Genomic DNA, 18,914 nt, shown 5'->3' with positions numbered 1-18,914 from the left:
CCGTTGTCATCCCGAATACCTTAACCCCCGTTCACCCATGCCCGACCCAGAGTCTATTGTCCCTTTACCCTCGTCAACGTCTCCCTCCTGGGAAGAGGTGGAGGCAGAATTAGGCCAGCTCGTCGATCATTTGCACGGTGCCCCCCTGGCGCTGCCTGCCGCCGACCCCGCCACCTGGGACGCGGTCGAGCAAGAGCTGGGCGACCTGGTGATCGGGTTTCAAGACCTGCAAGACGACTACAATTACCGCCGCGCCCAGGAGGCCCTGGGCAGCCTGGTACAGCGGCTCAACCTAACCACCCGCGAGCAGGCCGGGGTTGAAGAAGCGCTGCAAAACCTCAGGGGCCTGATCGACAAGCTAGAGAATACGGTGGTGCATATTGCCGCCTTTGGCCTGGTGGGACGGGGCAAGTCGTCGCTGCTCAACGCGCTGATGGGGCAGGAGGTGTTTATCACTGGCCCTACCCACGGGGTAACCCAGGTAGTCGAAGGCAGCGCCTGGGAGGTGAGCCGAGAATCTCTCACGGGGGACATCCCCGACCTGCTGCGGGCCTCGATCAAGGGCCTGGGGCAGTCGCGCATTGAGCTGATCGACACCCCCGGCCTTGACGAGGTGGCCGGAGAAGACCGGGCCGCCCTGGCCCGCCGCATTGCTGAGCAGGTAGATTTAATCTTGTTTGTGGTGGCGGGCGACATTACCCGAGTGGAGTATGAGGCCCTGCAAGCCCTGCGCCAGGCCAGCAAGCCGATGCTACTGGTGTTTAACAAAGTTGACCAGTATCCCGAGGCCGATCGCCAGGTGATCTATGAAACCCTGCGCGATCGCCGCCTGCAAGATCTGATCTCCCCCGACGAAATTGTCATGGCGGCGGCTTCTCCCCTGGCGGTAGAGGCGGTGCCCCAGAGCGAGGGGCAAGTGACCTACAAAACCGTGCGCGGCCAGCCCCAGGTGGATGACTTAAAGCTCAAAATTCTCGACATTCTGCACCGGGAGGGCAAGGCCCTGGTGGCCCTCAACACCCTGATGTATGCCGAGGGGGTAAGCGCCGAAATTTTAGAGCGCAAGCGGCAGATCTGCGATCGCATCGCCGACGACACAATCTGGAATGCCACCCAGATCAAAGCCGTGGCGGTGGCCCTCAACCCGATCATCGTCGCCGACCTGGTGGGTGGCACCATCATCGACGTGATGCTGATTCTCAATCTGTCGCGGCTCTACGGCCTGCCCATGACCCGCCCTGCTGCCCTCAAACTACTCAAGCAGATCGCCCTAGGCCTGGGGGGCATCACCGTCAGCGAACTGGCGATTACCCTGGGCCTTAGCTCGCTGAAGGGCATGCTGGGGGTGTCGGCGGTAGCGACGGGCGGGCTGGCGATCGCCCCCTACATTCCGGTAGCGATCGCCCAGGGGGGAGTAGCGGGTCTGGCCACCTACGGCATTGGCCAAATCGCCAAAACCTACCTGACCAATGGGGCGACCTGGGGGCCAGATGGGCCGAGGGCGGTGGTCAGCAGCATTCTTGACAGCCTCGACGAGGCTTCGATTTTAAACCGCATCAAGACTGAACTGCGGGCAAAGATTACCTCTCCCTAGACCTAAAGACCCCGCCGCTGGAGCCGGCGGTCGAGCCAGGCCAGCACCCCCAGGGCGGGCACCACCGTGGCCGCCAACCCTAGCCAAAAGCTATGGGCCGTGGCCGCCCCTTGGTCTAAGGCCCAGCCCCCCACCGGCGGGCCGATCAAATAACCCACAGCCCAGCACATCGAATTCACCGACAGGTAAACCCCTCGCAGCGCCTCGGGGGCCAGGGCCGCCACTAGGGCCGAGCCAATGGGCGTATAGGCCACCATGGCTAGGGCCATGATCCCCAGGGCCAGACCACCCCAGACCACGGGGTACTCCCCCAGTCCCGCCTGCCAGACCAGGGCAAAGCTCAGCCCCCACAGCAGGGCCGACACCATTAGTCCCTGGACCTGGCTATAGCGGTTGAGCCAGCGGGCGACGGGCAATTGGGCGATCGCCGCCAGCACCACGTGACCCGTAAACAGCAGGCTCAGGGTGCCCTCGCTGACTGCTTGCTCGCCCCCGGCAAAGCGATTGAGATAGAGGGGCAGAGTGCTTTGAATTTGAGCCAGATAGCCGGTAAACAGCACGTTGACGGCGGCATAGACCATCAGGTTGGTGTCCCGTAGGGCGCGGCCCCAGCCTTGCAGCAGCGATCGCGCCCCATTGCCCGCCGGGCGCGTCTCGGCGATGGCGAAGTAGATAATTGCAAAGAACAGCAGAAACGTAACGCCGTCGATGGCAAACAGCGCCCGGTAGGCCCCGGTGAGCGAAATCAGTGCCCCCCCGGCCACCACCCCCACCCCGAGGCCCAGATTGTCGGCCAGGCGCACCAGGGCATAGGCTTCGTTGCGCTGCTCGGAGGTGGTAATGTCGGCGGCCACCGACTCGGCGGCGGGCCAGTAGAGCCCTACCCCAAAGCCCATCAGCAGGTTGCCGACCAAAAAAATCGAGAAATCGTTGGCCAGCAGCAGCACCCCGTCGGCCCCCGCCGACACCAGAGCCGAGGCCAGCAGCGTTGGTCGCCGGCCCCAGTTGGGCGAGTCGGCCAACGACCCGCCCAAAAACCGCCCCCCCATACCCGCCAGCGACCCCAGGCCAATGCCCAGGCCCACCTGGGTAGCGCTCAGCCCCACCTGGGTGGTAAAAAAAATTGGCGCGTAGAACAGCGTAAAGCCAATGCCAACCTGAGATAGCAGCCGCCCCGCCGCTAAAATCCACACCCGGTGGTCGAAGTTGGGCAGCCACTGCTTAACGCGCTGTCGCCAGAATGAGATCATAGGGGCGGCAACTGGGGCGATCGCCGGAGGGCATCGACTAACGCCACCGTGCCACCCAAGGTTCCCCAAAGCAGCCACAGGCCCAGGTCGTAGCCCTTGCCGTAGGCCACCCGAGCGGCCACCAGCCCGATTGTGCAGTGTAAAAACAGGGGCAAGTAGGCTAGAGGTAGGGTGTCAGCCATGGCAAATCGGTAGGGAATTGATGGGAGTAAGCGCATTATTCACCTTACACCCAGGGTTAAGTCCAGAGTTAGGCCCAAGATTAAACCCAGTCTGCTGACAGTAACCCGTCCTTCGTCGTTTAGTATCTGCCGAGAGAATTATTGCCGTGGCCACCGGACTGTTTATTGGGCTCATGACCCTAGACTGCATCTACCGGGTCAGCCAGGTACCCGGCAGCAACGAGAAAATCGTTGCAGAAGATAGTTTGCTGGTGGCCGGAGGGCCAGCGACCAACGCTGCGATCGCCTTCGCAGCCCTGGGCAACCGGGCGATAGTCATGGGTGCCCTAGGCCAGCACCCCCTAGCCACCATGATTCGCACAGAACTGGCGGGCTACGGAGTTGAGGTGGTCGATCTGACCCCTGACCTAGCGGTACCACCGCCGCTATCGACCATTTTGGTGACCGCCGCTACGGGCGATCGCGCCGTTGTCTCCCGCAACGCAGTGGGCCGCCAGGTTCAGCCACCCGACGGTTTAGAGCCATACTTAAGCAACGTAGACATCATGCTGATCGACGGGCACCAAATGGCCCTGGGGCAAGCGCTGGCAGCCCAGGCCCAATCCCAAGGCATCCCAGTGGTGATCGATGCCGGGAGTTGGAAACCGGGGTTTGACAGGGTGTTGTCCCTGGCTACTAGCGCGATCGCCGCCGCCAAATTTTCGCTGCCGGGTCACCCCAACACTCTGACGACCCTCGCCGCCCTGGGGATTGCTGAGGTGGCCATTACCCACGGAGCCGAGCCCCTTCAGATCTGCGATCGCGGGCAGTACGCTACCCTGCCCGTACCTCAGGTCACCGTGCAAGACACCCTGGGGGCAGGAGACATCTTCCACGGCGCATTTTGCCACTACCGCCTGCAATCCCCCTTTACCGCTGCCCTTAGCAAAGCCGCCCAAATAGCCGCCCAAAGCTGCCAACACTTCGGCCCCCGCGCCTGGATTAAAGCGGTGTAGTTCACTCCGCTCGGTTTTAAGGGCACAACTCCAACCGCTATAGTGCTCTCTGGGAACCATCCCCCACCTACCCATCCACCCTTCACCCTTCACCCTTCACCCTTTACCCTTTACCCTTCACCCCCTCCCCCCATGCCCTACGACCAGGAAAAACAAACCGCGATCGCCGCCGTTACCCAGGCCGCCCAGCTGTGCGAAGCCGTACGCCAGGGCCTGGTGCCCGCCGCCATCGAAAAGAACGACAAAAGCCCCGTCACCATTGCCGACTACGGGGCCCAGGCCCTGATCTGCAAGGCGCTGGCCGAGGCCTTCCCCAGCGACCCGGTAGTGGGCGAAGAAGACACCACAGACCTACGCCAGGCCGCCCCGGTGCTGGCCGCCGTCACGGCCCAGGTGCAGCAGGCTCTGCCCAGCGCCACCGATAGCGATGTGCTCAGCTACATTGACCACGGCAACGGCGATGTCGCCCCCCGCTACTGGACCCTCGACCCGATTGATGGCACCAAGGGCTTTTTGCGCGGTGACCAGTATGCGATCGCCCTGGCCCTGATCGAAGACGGCGAGATCAAAGTGGGCGTCCTCGGCTGCCCCTTTCTCAGCTTTGGCAACGAAACTGGCCTGCTGTTGGTGGCGGTGCGCGGCGAAGGCACCGTGATGATGCCCCTGGCGGGTGGCCAGCCCCAGCGATTAACAGTGGCCGACACCAGCGACAGCGACCACTACCGCCTGGTCGAAAGCATGGAGTCGGGCCACGGCGACCACGGCCAGCAGCATGCCGTTGCCCACGCCGTCGGCATCACCGCTCCCTCTCTACGGATGGATAGCCAGGCCAAGTACGCTGCTGTCGCCGCCGGGCAGGCGGTGCTCTACCTGCGCCTGCCCTCCCCCAAAACCCCCGACTACCGCGAGAAAATCTGGGATCACGCCGCCGGGGTGATCGTGGTGGAAGAGGCCGGGGGCCGCGTCACCGACATGCACGGCAAACCGCTCGATTTTGCCAGCGCCGCCCGTTTCCCCAATAACAAAGGGGTAGTGGTCAGCAACGGCGCAATCCACGACGCGGTGCTGGCGGCGCTGAGGGGGGCTTAAGGGGTCGGGTGTCTGGGCTTAAGACTCAAAGACTGGGGTCGTGTCTCCGAATAGGCACCCGACCCCTAGCTGAGGGGTACACCGTACAGTCCGGTTGCTACATTCTCTACACAGATCTTGTACCTTCAAGCCCCCTCCCCTAGGATTGTATAGCTCAACCCTTGGAACAATCAGGCCGCTAGACGCAGCCTGCAACCGTGCCGGAGCGGCATCCGGTGATTCACCGCAGCTGACTGTTAAACGTCCCAATTCTCCCAGCACAGTGCCTTTGTCTATGGGAAGTGTTGTTGTCTCACTGCTGCCCTACATCGTCGGTAGTGCCCTGGTACCGGTACAAATCATCATTGGCCTACTGTTGTTGCAAAGCCCCAATCGGGGGCTGCTCAAAGGCTCAGCCTACGTCGTCGGCATGACCCTAACTCGCCTGCTTCAGGGAGCGGCCTTCGGGCTGTTTTTGGGGGAATCGGTAGCCGCCACCGGGGGCGGTCAGAAGGGGCCAGTGGTGGCCACCCTGCTGCTGGTGCTCGGCATTATTTTGCTCATTACCGCCTACAAAAAATGGCGCAAACAGCCCGACCCCGACGATCCACCGCCCCAGTGGCTGGCCGCCATGGACAGCATCACCGCCCTACAGGCGCTGGGCCTTGGGCTAGCGCTGCCCCTCGTCGCCGTCAAGCTGTGGGTGTTTACTCTGAGCGCCTTAGCCACGATTGCCGCCGCTCAGCTGGGGTTGCAGGCCGGAGCGATCGCCTATTTGATGTTCATTTTGCTGGCCCAGGCTTTGCTGCTGGTCCCCTTGCTGCTGCGCCTGGTGCTGCCCCGGCAGTCTAAACTCTGGCTGGCCAGCGCGGCGGCAGCGCTAACCGCCTACAACCGCCCCATTGTCATCGGCGTCTCCCTGGTGTTTGGGCTGCTGTTTTTACAGTCGGGCATCAGCGGGCTGCGGGCGATCTAAGCGCCCTGCCTGAGACAACAGAAATGGCTATGATTCAGGGTAGCTACCCCTGGAACTATGGCCGTTGAACGTTCTTTGTTTTCTCAAACCACCCCTCCGCAAACCGCCCTGGTGGTGGGGGCCAGCCGGGGCATTGGCCTCGGGGTTGTGCAGCAGTTGCTCCAGGATGACCGTTTTGGGACCGTCTACGGCACCTATCGCCGCCCCGAGTCGGCCCAGGGGTTGCTGAGCCTGACCGCTCAATACCCGCAGCTCACCTGCCTACCCATGGATGTGACCGACGAAGCGTCGATCGCCGAGGCGATCGCCCAACTCCAGGCCCAGTCTCCCCATCTGCACCGGGCGGTGTACTGCGTCGGCCTGCTCCACGACGGCGACTTGCAGCCCGAGAAAAGCCTGCGGCAGATCACGGGGGAGAATTTGATGCGATCGCTTCAGACCAATGCCTTTGGGGCGGTGCTGCTGGCCAAGCATCTCATGCCGCTGTTCAAGCACGACCAGCCCAGCCTGTTTGCCGCTCTGTCGGCCAAGGTGGGCAGCATTGGCGACAACCGCCTGGGGGGCTGGTACGGTTACCGGGCCTCTAAGGCGGCGCTGAACATGCTGATCAAAACCGCTTCGTTAGAGTACGCCCGCCGCAGCCCCAATACCATTCTGGCGCTGCTGCACCCCGGCACCACCGACACCCAGCTGTCGGAGCCCTTTCAGCGGGGAGTGCCGCCGGAAAAACTCTTTTCGGTAGAGCGCACCGTCACCCAGCTAATGGCGGTGATGGATGGCCTCACCCCCGCCGACAGCGGTGAGTTTTTTAGTTGGGATGGCACTCGCCTGCCCTGGTAAGCGGGTCGGCCCTGGCGGTCGGGGTTGTTGCAGGGCAGAGCTGGGGCTATTCTTAGGCCAATGGCTGACTCAGATGAGCGGCTGTTTGAGAATCACCTGGGATCAAATCGCTATGGATCTACGCGCTATGGATCTACAACTGCTAGAGAGCATTGGCTTGGGCCTAGGGCTGGGAGTGGCCGCCGGATTTCGGGTGGTGGTGCCCTTTTGGGTGCTGAGCGCCGCTGCCCTGTTCGCCCATGTCGAACTGGTAGATAGCCTGGCCTGGCTGGGGGGCACCCCTGCCTTTGTCAGTCTTTCTATTGCTCTGGTGATCGAGATTTTGGCCTACAGCGTGCCCTGGCTCGACAATGTGATCGATACGGTGGCGCTGCCCGTAGCGGCGGTGGCCGGTACGCTGCTGATGGCGATCGCGGCCAACCAGCTTGACCCCTTTGCTCAATGGACTGTGGCGATCGTAGCCGGAGGCGGTGTGGCCGCTACGGTCAAGGGGTTAAACGGGCTGACTCGGCTAGTCTCTACAGCTACCACGGGCGGAGCCACCAACCTGGTAATTGCCGGTATAGAACTGGTAGGGGCAGTGGTGATCTCAGTCTTGGCGCTGCTGGCCCCGGTGGTGATGTTTGTGCTGGTGCTGGCGTTCTTTATCTTGCTGGTGCGCTTTGCCATCAAAGCCTTTTACCGCACCCAAAAACCCGCCCCAGACAGCGAGTCCCCTCCCCGCTAAGGTCGATAGGATGTCCACGGCATGGGTTAAGCGGTGATTAGGGAGCTAGCTTAGCCTCGATATGGATGGCCAGGGCGGTCATCTCGGGCAGGGTAGCAGTAAATTGGCCCGCCCGGTTGACCAACACCACCTGGGCCTCGTTGGTGCAGGCAGTGCCATCGGCGGTGAGGCCACCCTGCACCACGTTGCAATAGCGCCCCTGGGGCAGCTGAGTTTGAAACCGGTGAGTCAAGGGCGCAGCCTCGCGGTTAATGGCGACAAAGCCTAGACTGCCCCGGCCAAAGGCAATTTGGTTGGCCTGGTTACTCCACCAGTCGGTAACGGTGGGGTCTGCCTGGGTAGCATTGCGAAAACCCACCATGCCTGAAATAGCTGGCCAGCGGTGTTCACACACCCACTCGCCAAAGCAGGTGGCCTCGCCGTTTTGATAGACGGGGCGAGTGGTGCCGTCGGCATCGGCGGGTGGCCCTTGCTCAGAGTTTTCAAAGGCAAAGCTCGACATCACCTGGGCCTTGCCGTAGGGAAAGGCCAGCATAAACACGTTGGCCAGGCTATAGAGATCGCCGCTGTGGTAGGTGAGGTAGTTGCCACCGCCGCCGTGGCCCCGCTGCTTGTCGTGGTTGTCGATGAAGATCACCGCCTGGTCAGAAGGGGCCAACCCCCAGCCCTCGCCCAGGGTTTGCAGATTGGCCAGGGTTTGGCCCTCTAGCCCTAAAAAGGCCTCGCCAATAAAGCGACCATACTTAAAGTCGATCACGTTACCGTTGTCGTAGTAGTCTTGCTTGCGAATGGCTTCGGTGCCGGGGTCAATGACTTCCTGGTAGATGTAGAGGTCGGTCTCGGGGTAGCGATCGCGTAATTGTTCCAAAATCTGCCCCAGCTCTTCGTTGCGAATGTGCTTGGCGGCATCAATACGAAAGCCTGCGACCCCCATGTCAACTAGCTCCCCCAGGTAGTTGACCAGAGTAGCTTGCACCGTCTCAGAGTTGGTGTCGAGATCGGCCAAGCCCACCAGCTCACACTGGGTGACATTGTCGGCATCGCTATAGTCGGTCACCTGCTGGTCACAATCGTTAAAGTCATTGGGACCGTAGAGGTCAGGGTATTCATACTTAGTGAATTCAGTGCCCGCACTGCCAATGCCCGCCTCAAAGCCGGCCATGTGGTTGATCACGGCATCGGCATAGATGGCGACGCCAACGGCCCGACAGCGATCGATCATCTCCTGTAGCTCGGCACGGCTGCCGCTGCGGCTTTCAAGCTGGTAGCTGACCGGCTGGTAGCGCTGCCACCAGGGGTAGCCGTAGTCGGGCCGCAGCACATGCTCTTGAGGCGGTGAAATTTGCACCGCTCGGTAGCCATGGGGGCCAAGGTAGGTTTCGCACTCCGTGGCAATGTCGGTCCAGGTCCATTCAAACAGGTGTACAAGGGTGGTGGGCGATGGAGCCTCGTTGGGGGCCTGGGCCACGTCTGCCGAGAGCGCGGGTAGCAGCACTGCAGGGTTAAACAAAACCACTAGACCCACCAGCCCACTCGCAGAGAAGGCACCCAAAACAAATTTCCACATAGATCTAAACGGAGGCTAAAAGTGAACGATTTTTAGGAATAGCTGTAACCTTATCCATCGCTATCATGCACGGCTGATCTACAAAAATAACCTCTCTCACCGCCATCCCGTTATCTCCCTGTGCATCCCTAAAGCACTGAGCCGATCGCGATCATTGAGGGTTGATTCTAGTGTTCTGGGCCGGGCGGCTGGTGCTGGGCCAGGTATTTGCCCCCCGGCTAGACAGCGTGTTTACAGTAGGAACACCCCGGACAATGCCGGAGAAGCGGTTCGAACCGATCGCATTCTAGGCGATCGCCTGGGCTTTACTGGGGGCCGTCCCGGGGCGGCGAACAGAGTTGAGTTGAGCTAAATTGCAAGAAGAGTGTGTGGTGCCGTTCCCCTAATCCGATCCCTTACCCCTGGAATCCCATGTCTTTTCCCTTTTGTATGCCTCCCAGTGCCGAGTCTCGCCGCCAACACCAGCGCTACAAGCTAGAAATGATGAAATCCTGGCGCGATTCTCTCGAAGCCCACTTGGCTGCCGTCAACGCCGCCATTAGCACCGTCGAAAGACAGATCAGTCAAGAGGGCGACCAGTTGTGAACAGTAGAGGGCTAGGCCCTTGTCCTCTACTTGGGATCCTAACCTCTCCCTCCGGCGCGTAAAGTTCTAGGTTTCTGGTAATGGGGTAAGAAAACTACACTTTTTACCGCCCCAGTCTTTTAGGATATGACCTTAGCGGTAGGGCCTTTGGGCTACACCGCTAATCATCTTCGCGCTGGGTGGCCCCGCTGGTTATGCCTGAATCTTTTTCGCCCATGTCTTCGGCTCTGCCCCTGGCGGGAGCCGTGCCCCTGATTCAGCCGATTGGGGTCAAGGCCATCTATGGTCTGGCCCTAGACGGCGACAGCCTGGTGGCAGTAGATCCTTTTCGCGGCTACCTGCTGCGCCTCGATCCTAAAACCGAGCAGGTCAAAATTCTCAATTCTCGTCAGGCCGAAGCCTTTTATGGAGCGACGGGCATTGCCTGCTGGCAAGATCACCTGTGGTTTTGCTGCGACCACACCGTCTATACCACTTCTCTGGCCGATATTCAGCCGGTGCCGGTGCTGACCCTGCCCTACCCCGCTGATGGGGTGGCCGTTTGGGAAAAAACCCTCTACGTCAGCTGCAAAAAAGGCGGCTGTATCTATGTCTGCGATCGCAACTCTGGTCAACGCATCACCCAATTTTCGGCCCCCGGCATTGGCATCGAGAATCTCTCGGTGTGGGGTGACTACCTCTGGGCCTGCGACCAGACCGAGCAAACCGTCTACTGTCTCGATCGCGCCACTGGTGAGCTAATCGTCAAAATGCTCACCCCCTTCGCCACCCCAACCGGGCTGGCGGTGCCGCCCCACACCACCCCCGAGAGCGGCACCCTTTGGGTGGCCTACGCCAACGAAGAGGCCTACGTGCGCGACGACCCCAACAGTGAGGTGCCCTTCGAACTCACCTTTCGCGATCGCACCCTGATTCACCCCCTCACCTATCGCTGGTACAAAGAGGCCAACTACTGCCGCTCCACCGGCTACCTGGTCGAAATGACCTACGTTGAAGAGATCGACACCCTCGAAGATGCCGCCCCCCTCGAAAATGTCGAGTGGCGCATTGCCTTTCCCACCAGTACCGATCGCCAGCGGGTGAAATCGGTAGAGTCAGTGGGCCTACCCTTTGACGAAGTACAGCAGGGCGGCGAACGGGTGGCCAGCTTTAAGTTCGATCACCTCGACCCCAACCAGCGTCACCTCTTCGGCTGGAAAGCCCTCGTCGAGGTCTATGGCATTAAATACCAACTCACCCCCCGTCAGGTTGAAGCGGCTCCACCCCTGCCCCCCGAGTATGGCCCCCGCTACCTGATCGACGACGACGACCTGGCTATGGATAATGCCTTGATCCAGGCCGCCGCCCGCGATAGCGTTGGCAGTGAAACCAACCTGCTGCGCCAGGTGCTCAGCATTCGCAACTACGTCTACGACAAACTCTCCTACGCCGTCACCCCGGCTATTGAAACCCCTGACGTGGTGCTGCTGCGCGGGCGCGGTTCCTGCGGCGAATACGTCGGGCTGCTGCTGGCCCTGATGCGTCTCAATGGCATTGCCTGCCGCACCGTGGGGCGCTATAAGTGCCCCGCCCAGGCCGACCAGACCGGCATTTATTTAGAGCCCGAATTCAACCACGTCTGGATTGAGTTTTATATTCCTGGCTTTGGCTGGGTACCCATGGAGTCTAACCCCGATGATGTGCAGGAGGGCGGCCCCTACCCCACCCGGTTCTTCATGGGCTTGCCCTGGTGGCACGTAGAAATGGGCAAAGACATTTCTTTTGAGAAGCTGATTTTGCCGGAGGGTAGCCCCGTCGCCCGCCTGGGTGACCTGGCCGTTAACCATATGCGATTCAAGATTTTAGGTGAGCTAGCTCCCTAAAGTGTTGTTTCTCAACGCCGGTTAAGCCACCAGCAGGTTGACTAAATCTGCTTTCTTCAGCTTTGACAGCCCTTTGATGTCGCGTTTTTGCGCCATGGCCTTGAGCTGCTGAGTACTGAGCGACTCTAACAGTTGGCGATCGGTGATCACCTCGGGCATGGGCTCTGGGGTCAGGTAGAAAATTTGCTCCAGGGCCTTGAGCTTCTTGCCAGCAGTAATGCGACAGCCCAGCTTGGTGATGGGTTGCAAATTTTTCCAATACTGCCGGGGAGCCGCATCTAGCCGAGCCACGAGCGAGGCATGGCTTACCCCCTTGAGCGGGCTGCTAGGCTGGCTGAGCAAATAGTCTAGGGCCGCCGAAATTTCGCTCCTGCTGGCGGTGGAGAGATTGGTTTTGGGGGCTGTTTCCTGGGCTAAGGCCTGGGTAATGGCTACGGTTTCAGGGGCATCGTCGGCAATAATGCACCACACTTCTGCTAAGTCAGCCTCAGCCGCGACGGCGTAGATAAAGGTATTGCCAATCACCTGATACTGGTCGGGGGCAATTTCTTTGACGACTAGAGGAATCCAGTTGCGGCCCTGAGGCCCAAGCTGATTGGCCGCCGCTTGAATCAAATATTCGTGAACCTCAGTGGGTTCGCCTGGCTCAATTTCATCGAAGGGTAGGCACATTAGGTTGCCAACGTCTGAAAGGCTCATTAGAGAAAATACTCCTTCACAAGGTTTAGGTACTGCTCACGGGCAGGTTTGAAGGCAAATGCAGCAGGCATATGCATAAAATCGGCTCTAGAAATGTAGGCCATATAGGGAATGGAAATCATTTTGAGATTTTCATGGCCTTTTCGAGATTTGGGATAAAAATAGGGTTTTAGATCAAAGCCTCCAGTTTTTTTCCTGGTTTCTTTGATGATTGTGGCAATTGCCTGATGCATTAGCTGAATGGCAGGACCGGTTGGGCGAAAGGCATTGTTCATAAAAATAGGGAGTGCGATCGGGCCAGAATCTCCAACCTCCCGTCGTTTCGCCTGCGCTTCTGGGATGAACTGCGTGATTGCAGTGCCTGCATTTTGCAAGGAATGTAGATTGTCATGTCGAGCGGGAATCAGTACTACATCGGCAGCACAAACAGCCTTTTGGGCAAAAATTCGCCAGTTGGGAGGTGCATCAATCAGGATATAATCATAATCATTTTGAACTGATTCCAAAGCTCTTCGCAAAGCATTAAATTTAACCTGCTGCTTGACTTTAATTTCACTCAATTCAGTGACTAAGTCTTCATCTGCAAGAATAATATCAAAGCCCCAGGGCTGTTTTAGCCTAGGGTGCTCAAATTTATAGGTTGTGATGATTTCACGAATAGTAGATTCTTTACTTTTAAGAACATCTAAAATTCTCCCTTTAAGGGGTTGCAAATTGAGCGCATCGCTTAAATCACTTTGGTTGGGATCAAAGTCTATAATCAAAACGCGCTTTTTGAGCAAAGCAAGGGTAGCCGCTAAATTCAATGTTGTTGTGGTTTTACCTACCCCACCTTTGTTGTTATAAACAGCTATCATCAACGCTCGTTGAGGGGTTTCAATGCGCTGCTTGATCTCTTTAGCGATACGATTTACATCTTTGCCTAGCGGCAGGCATGGGGTTACAGGATGGACCACTTTGCCGTGCTTACGGAATAGCTGAACGTGGAGCGAGTTCGTTAAAATACCCCACTGAACCGATGCAGAGGACGGATCTAGGAGGTAACGCTTTAGCTGTAAAGCAGCCTTGCGATAATCAGGATGGTGTTCATCCCCTAAATTCTCCGATCGCCCTTTTACCTCCATGTAAAGATAGGGTTTTGTTTGAGTATGCAAGAAAATATCGTTCTCAGTGTTCTTTCGAACAGCATGGTCAACGGCTAGCTTGCCGACTTTAAAGCCGGGCACCATTTCCAGGTCTCCAAACCCCAAAGCTTTTAGAAAAGCCCTGGAGAAGTTTCCTTCAACAACAACTTCAGCCGCATCCAGGGGTAGATCTTGTAGGATTTGCTCTAAATTCATGGGGGTTTTGTGTGGCTTTACTTTAGTCGTACTGGAGAAATCATCTGTAGCGGGAAACTCTGAGTTAATTTTATGAAAGCTTTATCTATAAAAGGGGGTATTGCCGATGCGTTACGGTTGCCAAATCTATTTCTTCAATGCACCCAAAATACCGGGTTAACTATCATCTGGGTTTCTAACAGCCTGGGCAGCTAAAATAGTGGTTTATTTTTATTACAAAGATGCTTCATAAACTATGAGGTTATAAACAGCTTGGCTGAACAAACCAGTGAAATGCCTACTGCTGCGGGGGTTAGGTGGCGCGATCGCAGAACCCAGTTGCTTGCAACGATCCCTGGCTGTCATTCCCGTGGAAACGGGAATCCCTTCGAGAGCAATTACGGGCTAGTGGATTCCCGCCTGCGCTGGAATGACGGCGCTGTCCTAACCTGATTGGCTATAGCTGAATGGCACTGAATTAAGGCTGGTGGGCAGTGCCCACCCTACAGTAAATCAAGGCTTTCGGCGATCGCGAAACGCTTATTTCAGTGACATTCGGCTATAGCTATACTATCCATCGGGGCGATCGCACCCTCTACCCCACCACAGCCACCCTGCGCGATAAGATGGGCCAGGTCAGTTATTTCCCAGAACGTCCATGTCTATTTCTAAAGACGAAGCCAAGCAACTGCTTGAGCGCATGATTTTTGACACCACCGACCCCGAAGACTGGGTCCAAGACGTGTGGGGTCTCAGCCCGCTAATGGGCGACAGTGCCGCTAAGTTGCTAGAGGCCTTCTACATTCTCATCGACTGCTGCCCCGACGAGCAGCTCGACAACCTGGTCAAAGGCCTCTACCGCGACAAACTAGAGTTTTAAGGTCGCTCTCGGCTCAGCCCCTGGGCTGCAACAGGCACTGCTTAACGACTTACTGTCTAGGCCGCGATCGTCTGACGGATCAGCTCAAACACCGCCCTCATTCCCATTGCCTCGCCGCCTTCGGGACGACCGGGCAAGGTCCGAATATTCCAGGCCATCAGATCAAGGTGTACCCACGGAATCTCAGGACGGGTAAATTCTTGCAAAAACAGCGCGGCGGTAATCGCTCCCCCATAGGAGTTGTTAGAGATATTTGAAAGGTCGGCCACGGAGCTGTCGAGCATAGAGCGGTAGGGCTTATGCAGAGGCAATTGCCACAGCGGGTCATCGACTGCCAGGCCGCAGGTGAGCAGGGCGTTGGCCATCTCAGGTTGGTTGCTAAAGCAGGCGGGCAGCTCGGTACCGAGGGCAATGCGGGCCGCTCCGGTGAGGGTAGAAAAGTCAACCACTAGCTCAGGGGCCGGCTCTTCGCAGACGGCTTCCCAGAGAGCATCGGCTAGCACCAGGCGACCCTCGGCATCGGTATTGCCGATTTCGACCGTGAGCCCTCGGCGGGAGGGCACTACGTCTAGGGGGTGCAGAGAGTTACTGGCAATGCTGTTTTCGACGGCGGCAATGAGTACGCGCAGCCGCACCGGCAGCTGTAGGGCCATAATCATTTCGGCCAGGCCCAGAGCATTGGCGGCTCCGCCCATATCTTTTTTCATTAGCTTCATGCTGGCGGCAGGCTTAATGTCGAGACCGCCAGTGTCAAAGCAAACGCCTTTGCCCACTAGGGTGACTTTGGGAGCATCGGGGTTACCCCAGGTGATGTCGAGCAGGCGGGGTGCTTGGCTATAGGCCCGTCCCACGGCGTGAATCAGAGGATAGTTTTGGTTGATCAGCTCATCGCCGATGAGGGCGGTGAGGTTGGCGGAGTGGCGATCGCATAGCCCCTGGGCTGCGGCCTGTAGCTGCTCTGGCCCCATATCACCCGCTGGGGTGGTGATTAGGTTTCGCACCAAGGTAGTAGCCGCTGTCGTCGCGGTGACGTAGGTGGCGTCGGCCCCGGCGGGGGGCACCAGCTCGGCCATGGGGGGCGCAGCCTGACGCTTGTAGGGGGTGAAGCTATAGCGGCCCAACTGCCAGCCCAGCCAGAGCTTAGTGGCCAGAGCGGCAGGCCAATCGTCGGCCAGAGCATAGGTCTGGGGTGGCAGAGTTTTGGGCAGATTTCCCAGAGTCCAGGTATCGACCGGGTCGGGTTTGCCAACCAGAACTTTGGCGATGCTACCCTCGGAACCAGGCACCAGGCAAACGGTACTGGGGTCTGCCTTAAATCCAGTAGACTGCGCCCAGGCTTGGCTGTCGGCGTGGTCTTTAGCAAGGTCGGTCTGATTGACCAGGTAAATGGGAATCGGCGTTGACAACGTAAAATCCTCCAGGGGTAGCACGCAAATCAATCAGTCTATCGAAGTTTTGGGCTCTGGGGTGAAACCGTGGAGGTGTTCTGGCCCAGGGCAGGCTAAGTCTCTTGCCCCTCCACACTTAAACAACTACCGTTTGGTAGACCGTCAAGCCAAAGATGACGGGTAAGTGAGGATTCAGGGTTTCAGATTTAGGACCAGCCTGGCATCTTGCACCACCAACCTTGAACCCCAAGCCGTTGAGCCGGTCAAAATCAGCTTGGTCAAGTGGGGAGCTGCCAGTAGCGATAGCTGGCGTAGGCCATGGTGAGCACCCCGGCGGCGATCGCAGACTCATCGACTTCAAATTTAGGGTGGTGCAGGGGGTAGTTCACGGGGCGATCGGTAAAGCCTACCCCCAAGCGAAACATTGTGCCCGGCGCATGCTCTAGGTAGAGCGAAAAATCTTCGGCTCCTAGGGAGGGCTCATGAATGATTTGTAGGTATTCGTTACCCAACGCTTCGCTGACACAGCGAGCCGTTAGCTCAGTCAGGGTGGGGTCATTGAGCACCGAGGGCACTCCCCGCCGATAGTTAATTTCATACTTGGCTCCGTAGGGCTGGCACACCCCGGCAACAATCGACTCAATCCACTGGGGCAGGTGGTTACGGGTGTCGGGATGGAGCGATCGCACTGTGCCCAGCAATTTCACCGTGTCGGCAATCACGTTGGGGGCACGACCGCCCTGAATTTGACCAATGGTCAGCACAATCGGGTGCAGCGGGTTTTGGGTGCGGCTAATCGCCTGCTGCAAGGTCGTAATCACTTGGGACGCAATCCAAATCGCGTCAATAGCCTCGTGGGGGCGCGCTCCGTGGCCCGACTCGCCCACAATCACCAGTTCTAAGTCATCGGCGGCAGCGGTGAGGGCTCCATAGCGCACCCCAATCGCCCGCGCTGGTACAGAAGGGTAGGCATGCAGTCCCAAAATTGCCGATACCCCTGCCATCACCCCGTCTTCAATCATCCAGCGGGCACCCTGGGCCGTTTCTTCAGCGGGCTGAAACAAAAACCGAGTGGTACCCGGCATGGGCACACCGAGCTGCGCCAGCACCATGGCCGTCCCGAGCCCCACGGTGGTGTGCACATCGTGGCCACAGGCATGCATAATGCCGGTCTGGGTAGAGGCAAAGGGCAGCTCTACCCGCTCAGCAATGGGCAGGCCGTCCATATCGGCTCGAATGGCCAAGATTCTAGAGTCAAGGTCGCCCGGCAACTCCGCCACCACCCCTGTTTTGCCCACCAGCTCCTGCACCCTCAGCCCGCAGGAGGAAAGCACCCCAGCCACATAGGCCGCTGTTTTATACTCTTGGCCGCTGAGTTCGGGGTGGCTGTGGAGGTGACGGCGAATCTCAACTAAACGCGGTGCAATGGTCTCAACAATAGATTTGATCTGGCTCAGCATGGAATAGCACTGTCGGTAATGGCCACGTTTAGCCTAAAGCAGGGAGGCCTTGATGTGTCACAGCACACCGGCCCTTCAGACCCACTGTTAACTAACAGATAACTAACAGCAAAAAGCCTTGCGCCAGCTAGCTTCTACCGATCTTCTACAGCTCAGTAGAAACAAACGGCGTTTGTTCCAGCAAAGGTTCAACCTGGTCTAGCAAAGGTTCAGCCTGCTCCTCCAGGCCCAAGCCGTTGCCATTGCCAGTACCGCCCACACCAATACCGATGCCATTACCAATACCGCCGTTGCCGTTGCCGTTGCCAGTACCGCCCACACCAATACCAATGCCATTGCTGGTGCCGCCCACACCAATACCGATGCCATTGCTGGTGCCGCCCACACCAATGCCGATGCCATTGCTGCCGCCTATACCAATACCGGTATTCCCGATGGGAGTAAGAATGTCTCCTCTATTCCCTTCCATAGGGGGAATATTACCGATTACGCCCTGTCCTTGCCCACTGAAGGGAAGCAAAGCGTCACCGGGGGCGATCGCACTACCAATCGGCGACAGCGAGGCTTCCCCAGCCTCGGTGGGGGCCAGTAGCCAGGGCTGCTCACTGGCGATCGCGCTAGAGGTATCCATGCCAATGAAGGCAGGATTCAGGGTGATGCCTTCCGAAAAAGGCGCTTGCTCTGCCAAGGCTTCGAGGGTTTCTTCGCGCACTCGCTCTAGGGCAGGCCCCAGGGGCGACTCAGCATTGGGGTTGTCTAGCTCTAACCCATCGACCAAAGGACTGGTCTGGTAAAACTGCGGTAAGTCAAACTCGACCACCTGCACCTGATTATTTTGAATCAGGGCCATTTGCCCGCCATAGAGGGAGTATTCTCTGCTAGTGCAGGTTTCGTCACCACCTGCGCCACAGCCACTCGCGGTAATGGTCATCGGCCCAGTAGGGTTGTTGGTCAGAGCCATCACCAAGGTGAGGTCGCGCTCAGGAATGTAGCGCACCACCACCGCTGACCCCTGAATACCGGTAACCGCACTGGGAGTTTGAATATTGGTGCGTCCCTGCCCTGGCGGAATCAGCAGCAAGACGGTGCCGTTGGTCAACCGAAAGTTGCGGGTGTTGGGCACAAACCGAAAGGTCGCCCGCTCACCCACCCGAGCCAAAGAACCGTCGTTAAACCGCAAGTCGGCTTGGGACGCTGGGGCCGTGCGGAGAGCATCGCCGGCGGCTAAAAGGTCTGCCATGCGAGCCGGTCGAGCGGTTCGACCGCGGGGCAATAGCTCAACCCGATTCCGCAGTGCAGCTACCTCAGCTCGGGTGAGGGGCACGCTGGCTTGGGCTGGCAAGCCCAGCAGGGCAGTGGCAATGAGCGAAACTAGCCCCACGGCTCCAGAGACAACGCGCCCTTGGCTTCGACGGGCAAATTTGCTGACATTGACCATGACACAACCGCAATAACAGAGTTTCAGTTTGAAGTAGCTAGCCTCACATTGCCTAGCCATAGCCATCGGCTTACCAACTCAACT

17 protein-coding genes are annotated in these 18,914 nt (G+C 58.5%); 9 read left to right on the top strand and 8 right to left on the bottom strand.

Annotation, left to right across the window (positions count from 1 at the left end; translation table 11 throughout):
* Window positions 1-37 precede the first annotated feature (37 nt).
* Window positions 38-1,594 (top strand): GTP-binding protein, encoded by a 1,557-nt coding sequence (locus RRF56_RS24520; protein ID WP_317035774.1) that lies wholly within the window; start codon window positions 38-40, stop codon window positions 1,592-1,594.
* A 2-nt stretch (window positions 1,595-1,596) separates the two neighbouring features.
* Here the strand turns inward: RRF56_RS24520 and RRF56_RS24515 are convergent, their stop codons facing one another.
* On the bottom strand, window positions 1,597-2,844 hold the full coding sequence (locus RRF56_RS24515; protein ID WP_317035773.1) for an MFS transporter: 1,248 nt from the start codon (window positions 2,842-2,844) through the stop codon (window positions 1,597-1,599).
* The gene (locus RRF56_RS24510) at window positions 2,841-3,026 is read right to left on the bottom strand and encodes a hypothetical protein (RefSeq protein WP_317035772.1); all 186 of its coding nucleotides are present in this window, start codon (window positions 3,024-3,026) and stop codon (window positions 2,841-2,843) included. Before RRF56_RS24510 ends, RRF56_RS24515 begins: the two co-directional genes overlap by 4 nt.
* Window positions 3,027-3,172: 146 nt before the next feature.
* Here RRF56_RS24510 and RRF56_RS24505 point away from each other — a divergent pair, with 146 nt between their 5' ends.
* The 5 genes from RRF56_RS24505 (at window position 3,173) to RRF56_RS24485 (ending at window position 7,632) form a co-directional block, all read left to right on the top strand.
* Entirely contained in the window at window positions 3,173-4,021 is an 849-nt protein-coding gene (locus RRF56_RS24505) for a PfkB family carbohydrate kinase (RefSeq protein WP_317035771.1), read from the top strand.
* A gap of 132 nt (window positions 4,022-4,153) precedes the next feature.
* A complete protein-coding gene (locus RRF56_RS24500) occupies window positions 4,154-5,110 on the top strand; it encodes a 3'(2'),5'-bisphosphate nucleotidase (protein WP_317035770.1) in 957 nt (318 codons plus the stop codon).
* A gap of 274 nt (window positions 5,111-5,384) precedes the next feature.
* Complete coding sequence (locus tag RRF56_RS24495) at window positions 5,385-6,065, top strand: GAP family protein (protein WP_317035769.1); 681 nt, start codon at window positions 5,385-5,387, stop codon at window positions 6,063-6,065.
* A gap of 57 nt (window positions 6,066-6,122) precedes the next feature.
* Entirely contained in the window at window positions 6,123-6,905 is a 783-nt protein-coding gene (locus RRF56_RS24490; protein WP_317035768.1) for an SDR family NAD(P)-dependent oxidoreductase, read from the top strand.
* Between the two features lie 112 nt (window positions 6,906-7,017).
* On the top strand, window positions 7,018-7,632 hold the full coding sequence (locus tag RRF56_RS24485) for a DUF4126 domain-containing protein (RefSeq protein ID WP_317035767.1): 615 nt from the start codon (window positions 7,018-7,020) through the stop codon (window positions 7,630-7,632).
* Between the two features lie 37 nt (window positions 7,633-7,669).
* On the opposite strand, the gene RRF56_RS24480 is transcribed toward RRF56_RS24485, so the two are convergent.
* Window positions 7,670-9,199, bottom strand: coding sequence for an alpha-amylase family protein (locus RRF56_RS24480; RefSeq protein ID WP_317035766.1), 1,530 nt, complete (start codon window positions 9,197-9,199; stop codon window positions 7,670-7,672).
* Between the two features lie 411 nt (window positions 9,200-9,610).
* Here RRF56_RS24480 and RRF56_RS24475 point away from each other — a divergent pair, with 411 nt between their 5' ends.
* On the top strand, window positions 9,611-9,784 hold the full coding sequence (locus RRF56_RS24475; RefSeq protein ID WP_317035765.1) for a hypothetical protein: 174 nt from the start codon (window positions 9,611-9,613) through the stop codon (window positions 9,782-9,784).
* 215 nt (window positions 9,785-9,999) lie between these two features.
* The gene (locus tag RRF56_RS24470; RefSeq protein WP_317035764.1) at window positions 10,000-11,646 is read left to right on the top strand and encodes a transglutaminase family protein; all 1,647 of its coding nucleotides are present in this window, start codon (window positions 10,000-10,002) and stop codon (window positions 11,644-11,646) included.
* A gap of 21 nt (window positions 11,647-11,667) precedes the next feature.
* Here RRF56_RS24470 and RRF56_RS24465 read toward each other — a convergent pair whose 3' ends face one another.
* Window positions 11,668-12,345: a Rho termination factor N-terminal domain-containing protein gene (locus RRF56_RS24465; protein WP_317035763.1), complete on the bottom strand. Its 678-nt coding sequence runs from the start codon at window positions 12,343-12,345 to the stop codon at window positions 11,668-11,670.
* Complete coding sequence (locus RRF56_RS24460) at window positions 12,345-13,685, bottom strand: AAA family ATPase (protein WP_317035762.1); 1,341 nt, start codon at window positions 13,683-13,685, stop codon at window positions 12,345-12,347. The genes RRF56_RS24465 and RRF56_RS24460 overlap by 1 nt, the downstream gene beginning before the upstream one ends.
* A gap of 637 nt (window positions 13,686-14,322) precedes the next feature.
* On the opposite strand from RRF56_RS24460, the gene RRF56_RS24455 reads away from it, so the two are divergent.
* Window positions 14,323-14,544 (top strand): hypothetical protein, encoded by a 222-nt coding sequence (locus RRF56_RS24455; protein ID WP_317035761.1) that lies wholly within the window; start codon window positions 14,323-14,325, stop codon window positions 14,542-14,544.
* A gap of 56 nt (window positions 14,545-14,600) precedes the next feature.
* Here the strand turns inward: RRF56_RS24455 and RRF56_RS24450 are convergent, their stop codons facing one another.
* The 3 genes from RRF56_RS24450 to RRF56_RS24440 all read right to left on the bottom strand — a co-directional run bounded on the left by RRF56_RS24450 (window position 14,601) and on the right by RRF56_RS24440 (window position 18,830).
* On the bottom strand, window positions 14,601-15,950 hold the full coding sequence (locus tag RRF56_RS24450; RefSeq protein ID WP_317035760.1) for a leucyl aminopeptidase family protein: 1,350 nt from the start codon (window positions 15,948-15,950) through the stop codon (window positions 14,601-14,603).
* Window positions 15,951-16,210: 260 nt separating this feature from the next.
* Window positions 16,211-17,392: a M20 family metallopeptidase gene (locus RRF56_RS24445; RefSeq protein ID WP_317035759.1), complete on the bottom strand. Its 1,182-nt coding sequence runs from the start codon at window positions 17,390-17,392 to the stop codon at window positions 16,211-16,213.
* 145 nt (window positions 17,393-17,537) lie between these two features.
* A complete protein-coding gene (locus tag RRF56_RS24440) occupies window positions 17,538-18,830 on the bottom strand; it encodes a FecR family protein (protein WP_317035758.1) in 1,293 nt (430 codons plus the stop codon).
* Between the last annotated feature and the right edge of the window lie 84 nt (window positions 18,831-18,914).

It is taken from the genome of Nodosilinea sp. E11, assembly GCF_032813545.1.
Taxonomy (GTDB): domain Bacteria; phylum Cyanobacteriota; class Cyanobacteriia; order Phormidesmidales; family Phormidesmidaceae; genus Nodosilinea.
Note: the sequence above shows the minus strand (reverse complement) of the source record. Positions and strands in the feature narration are given on the sequence as shown.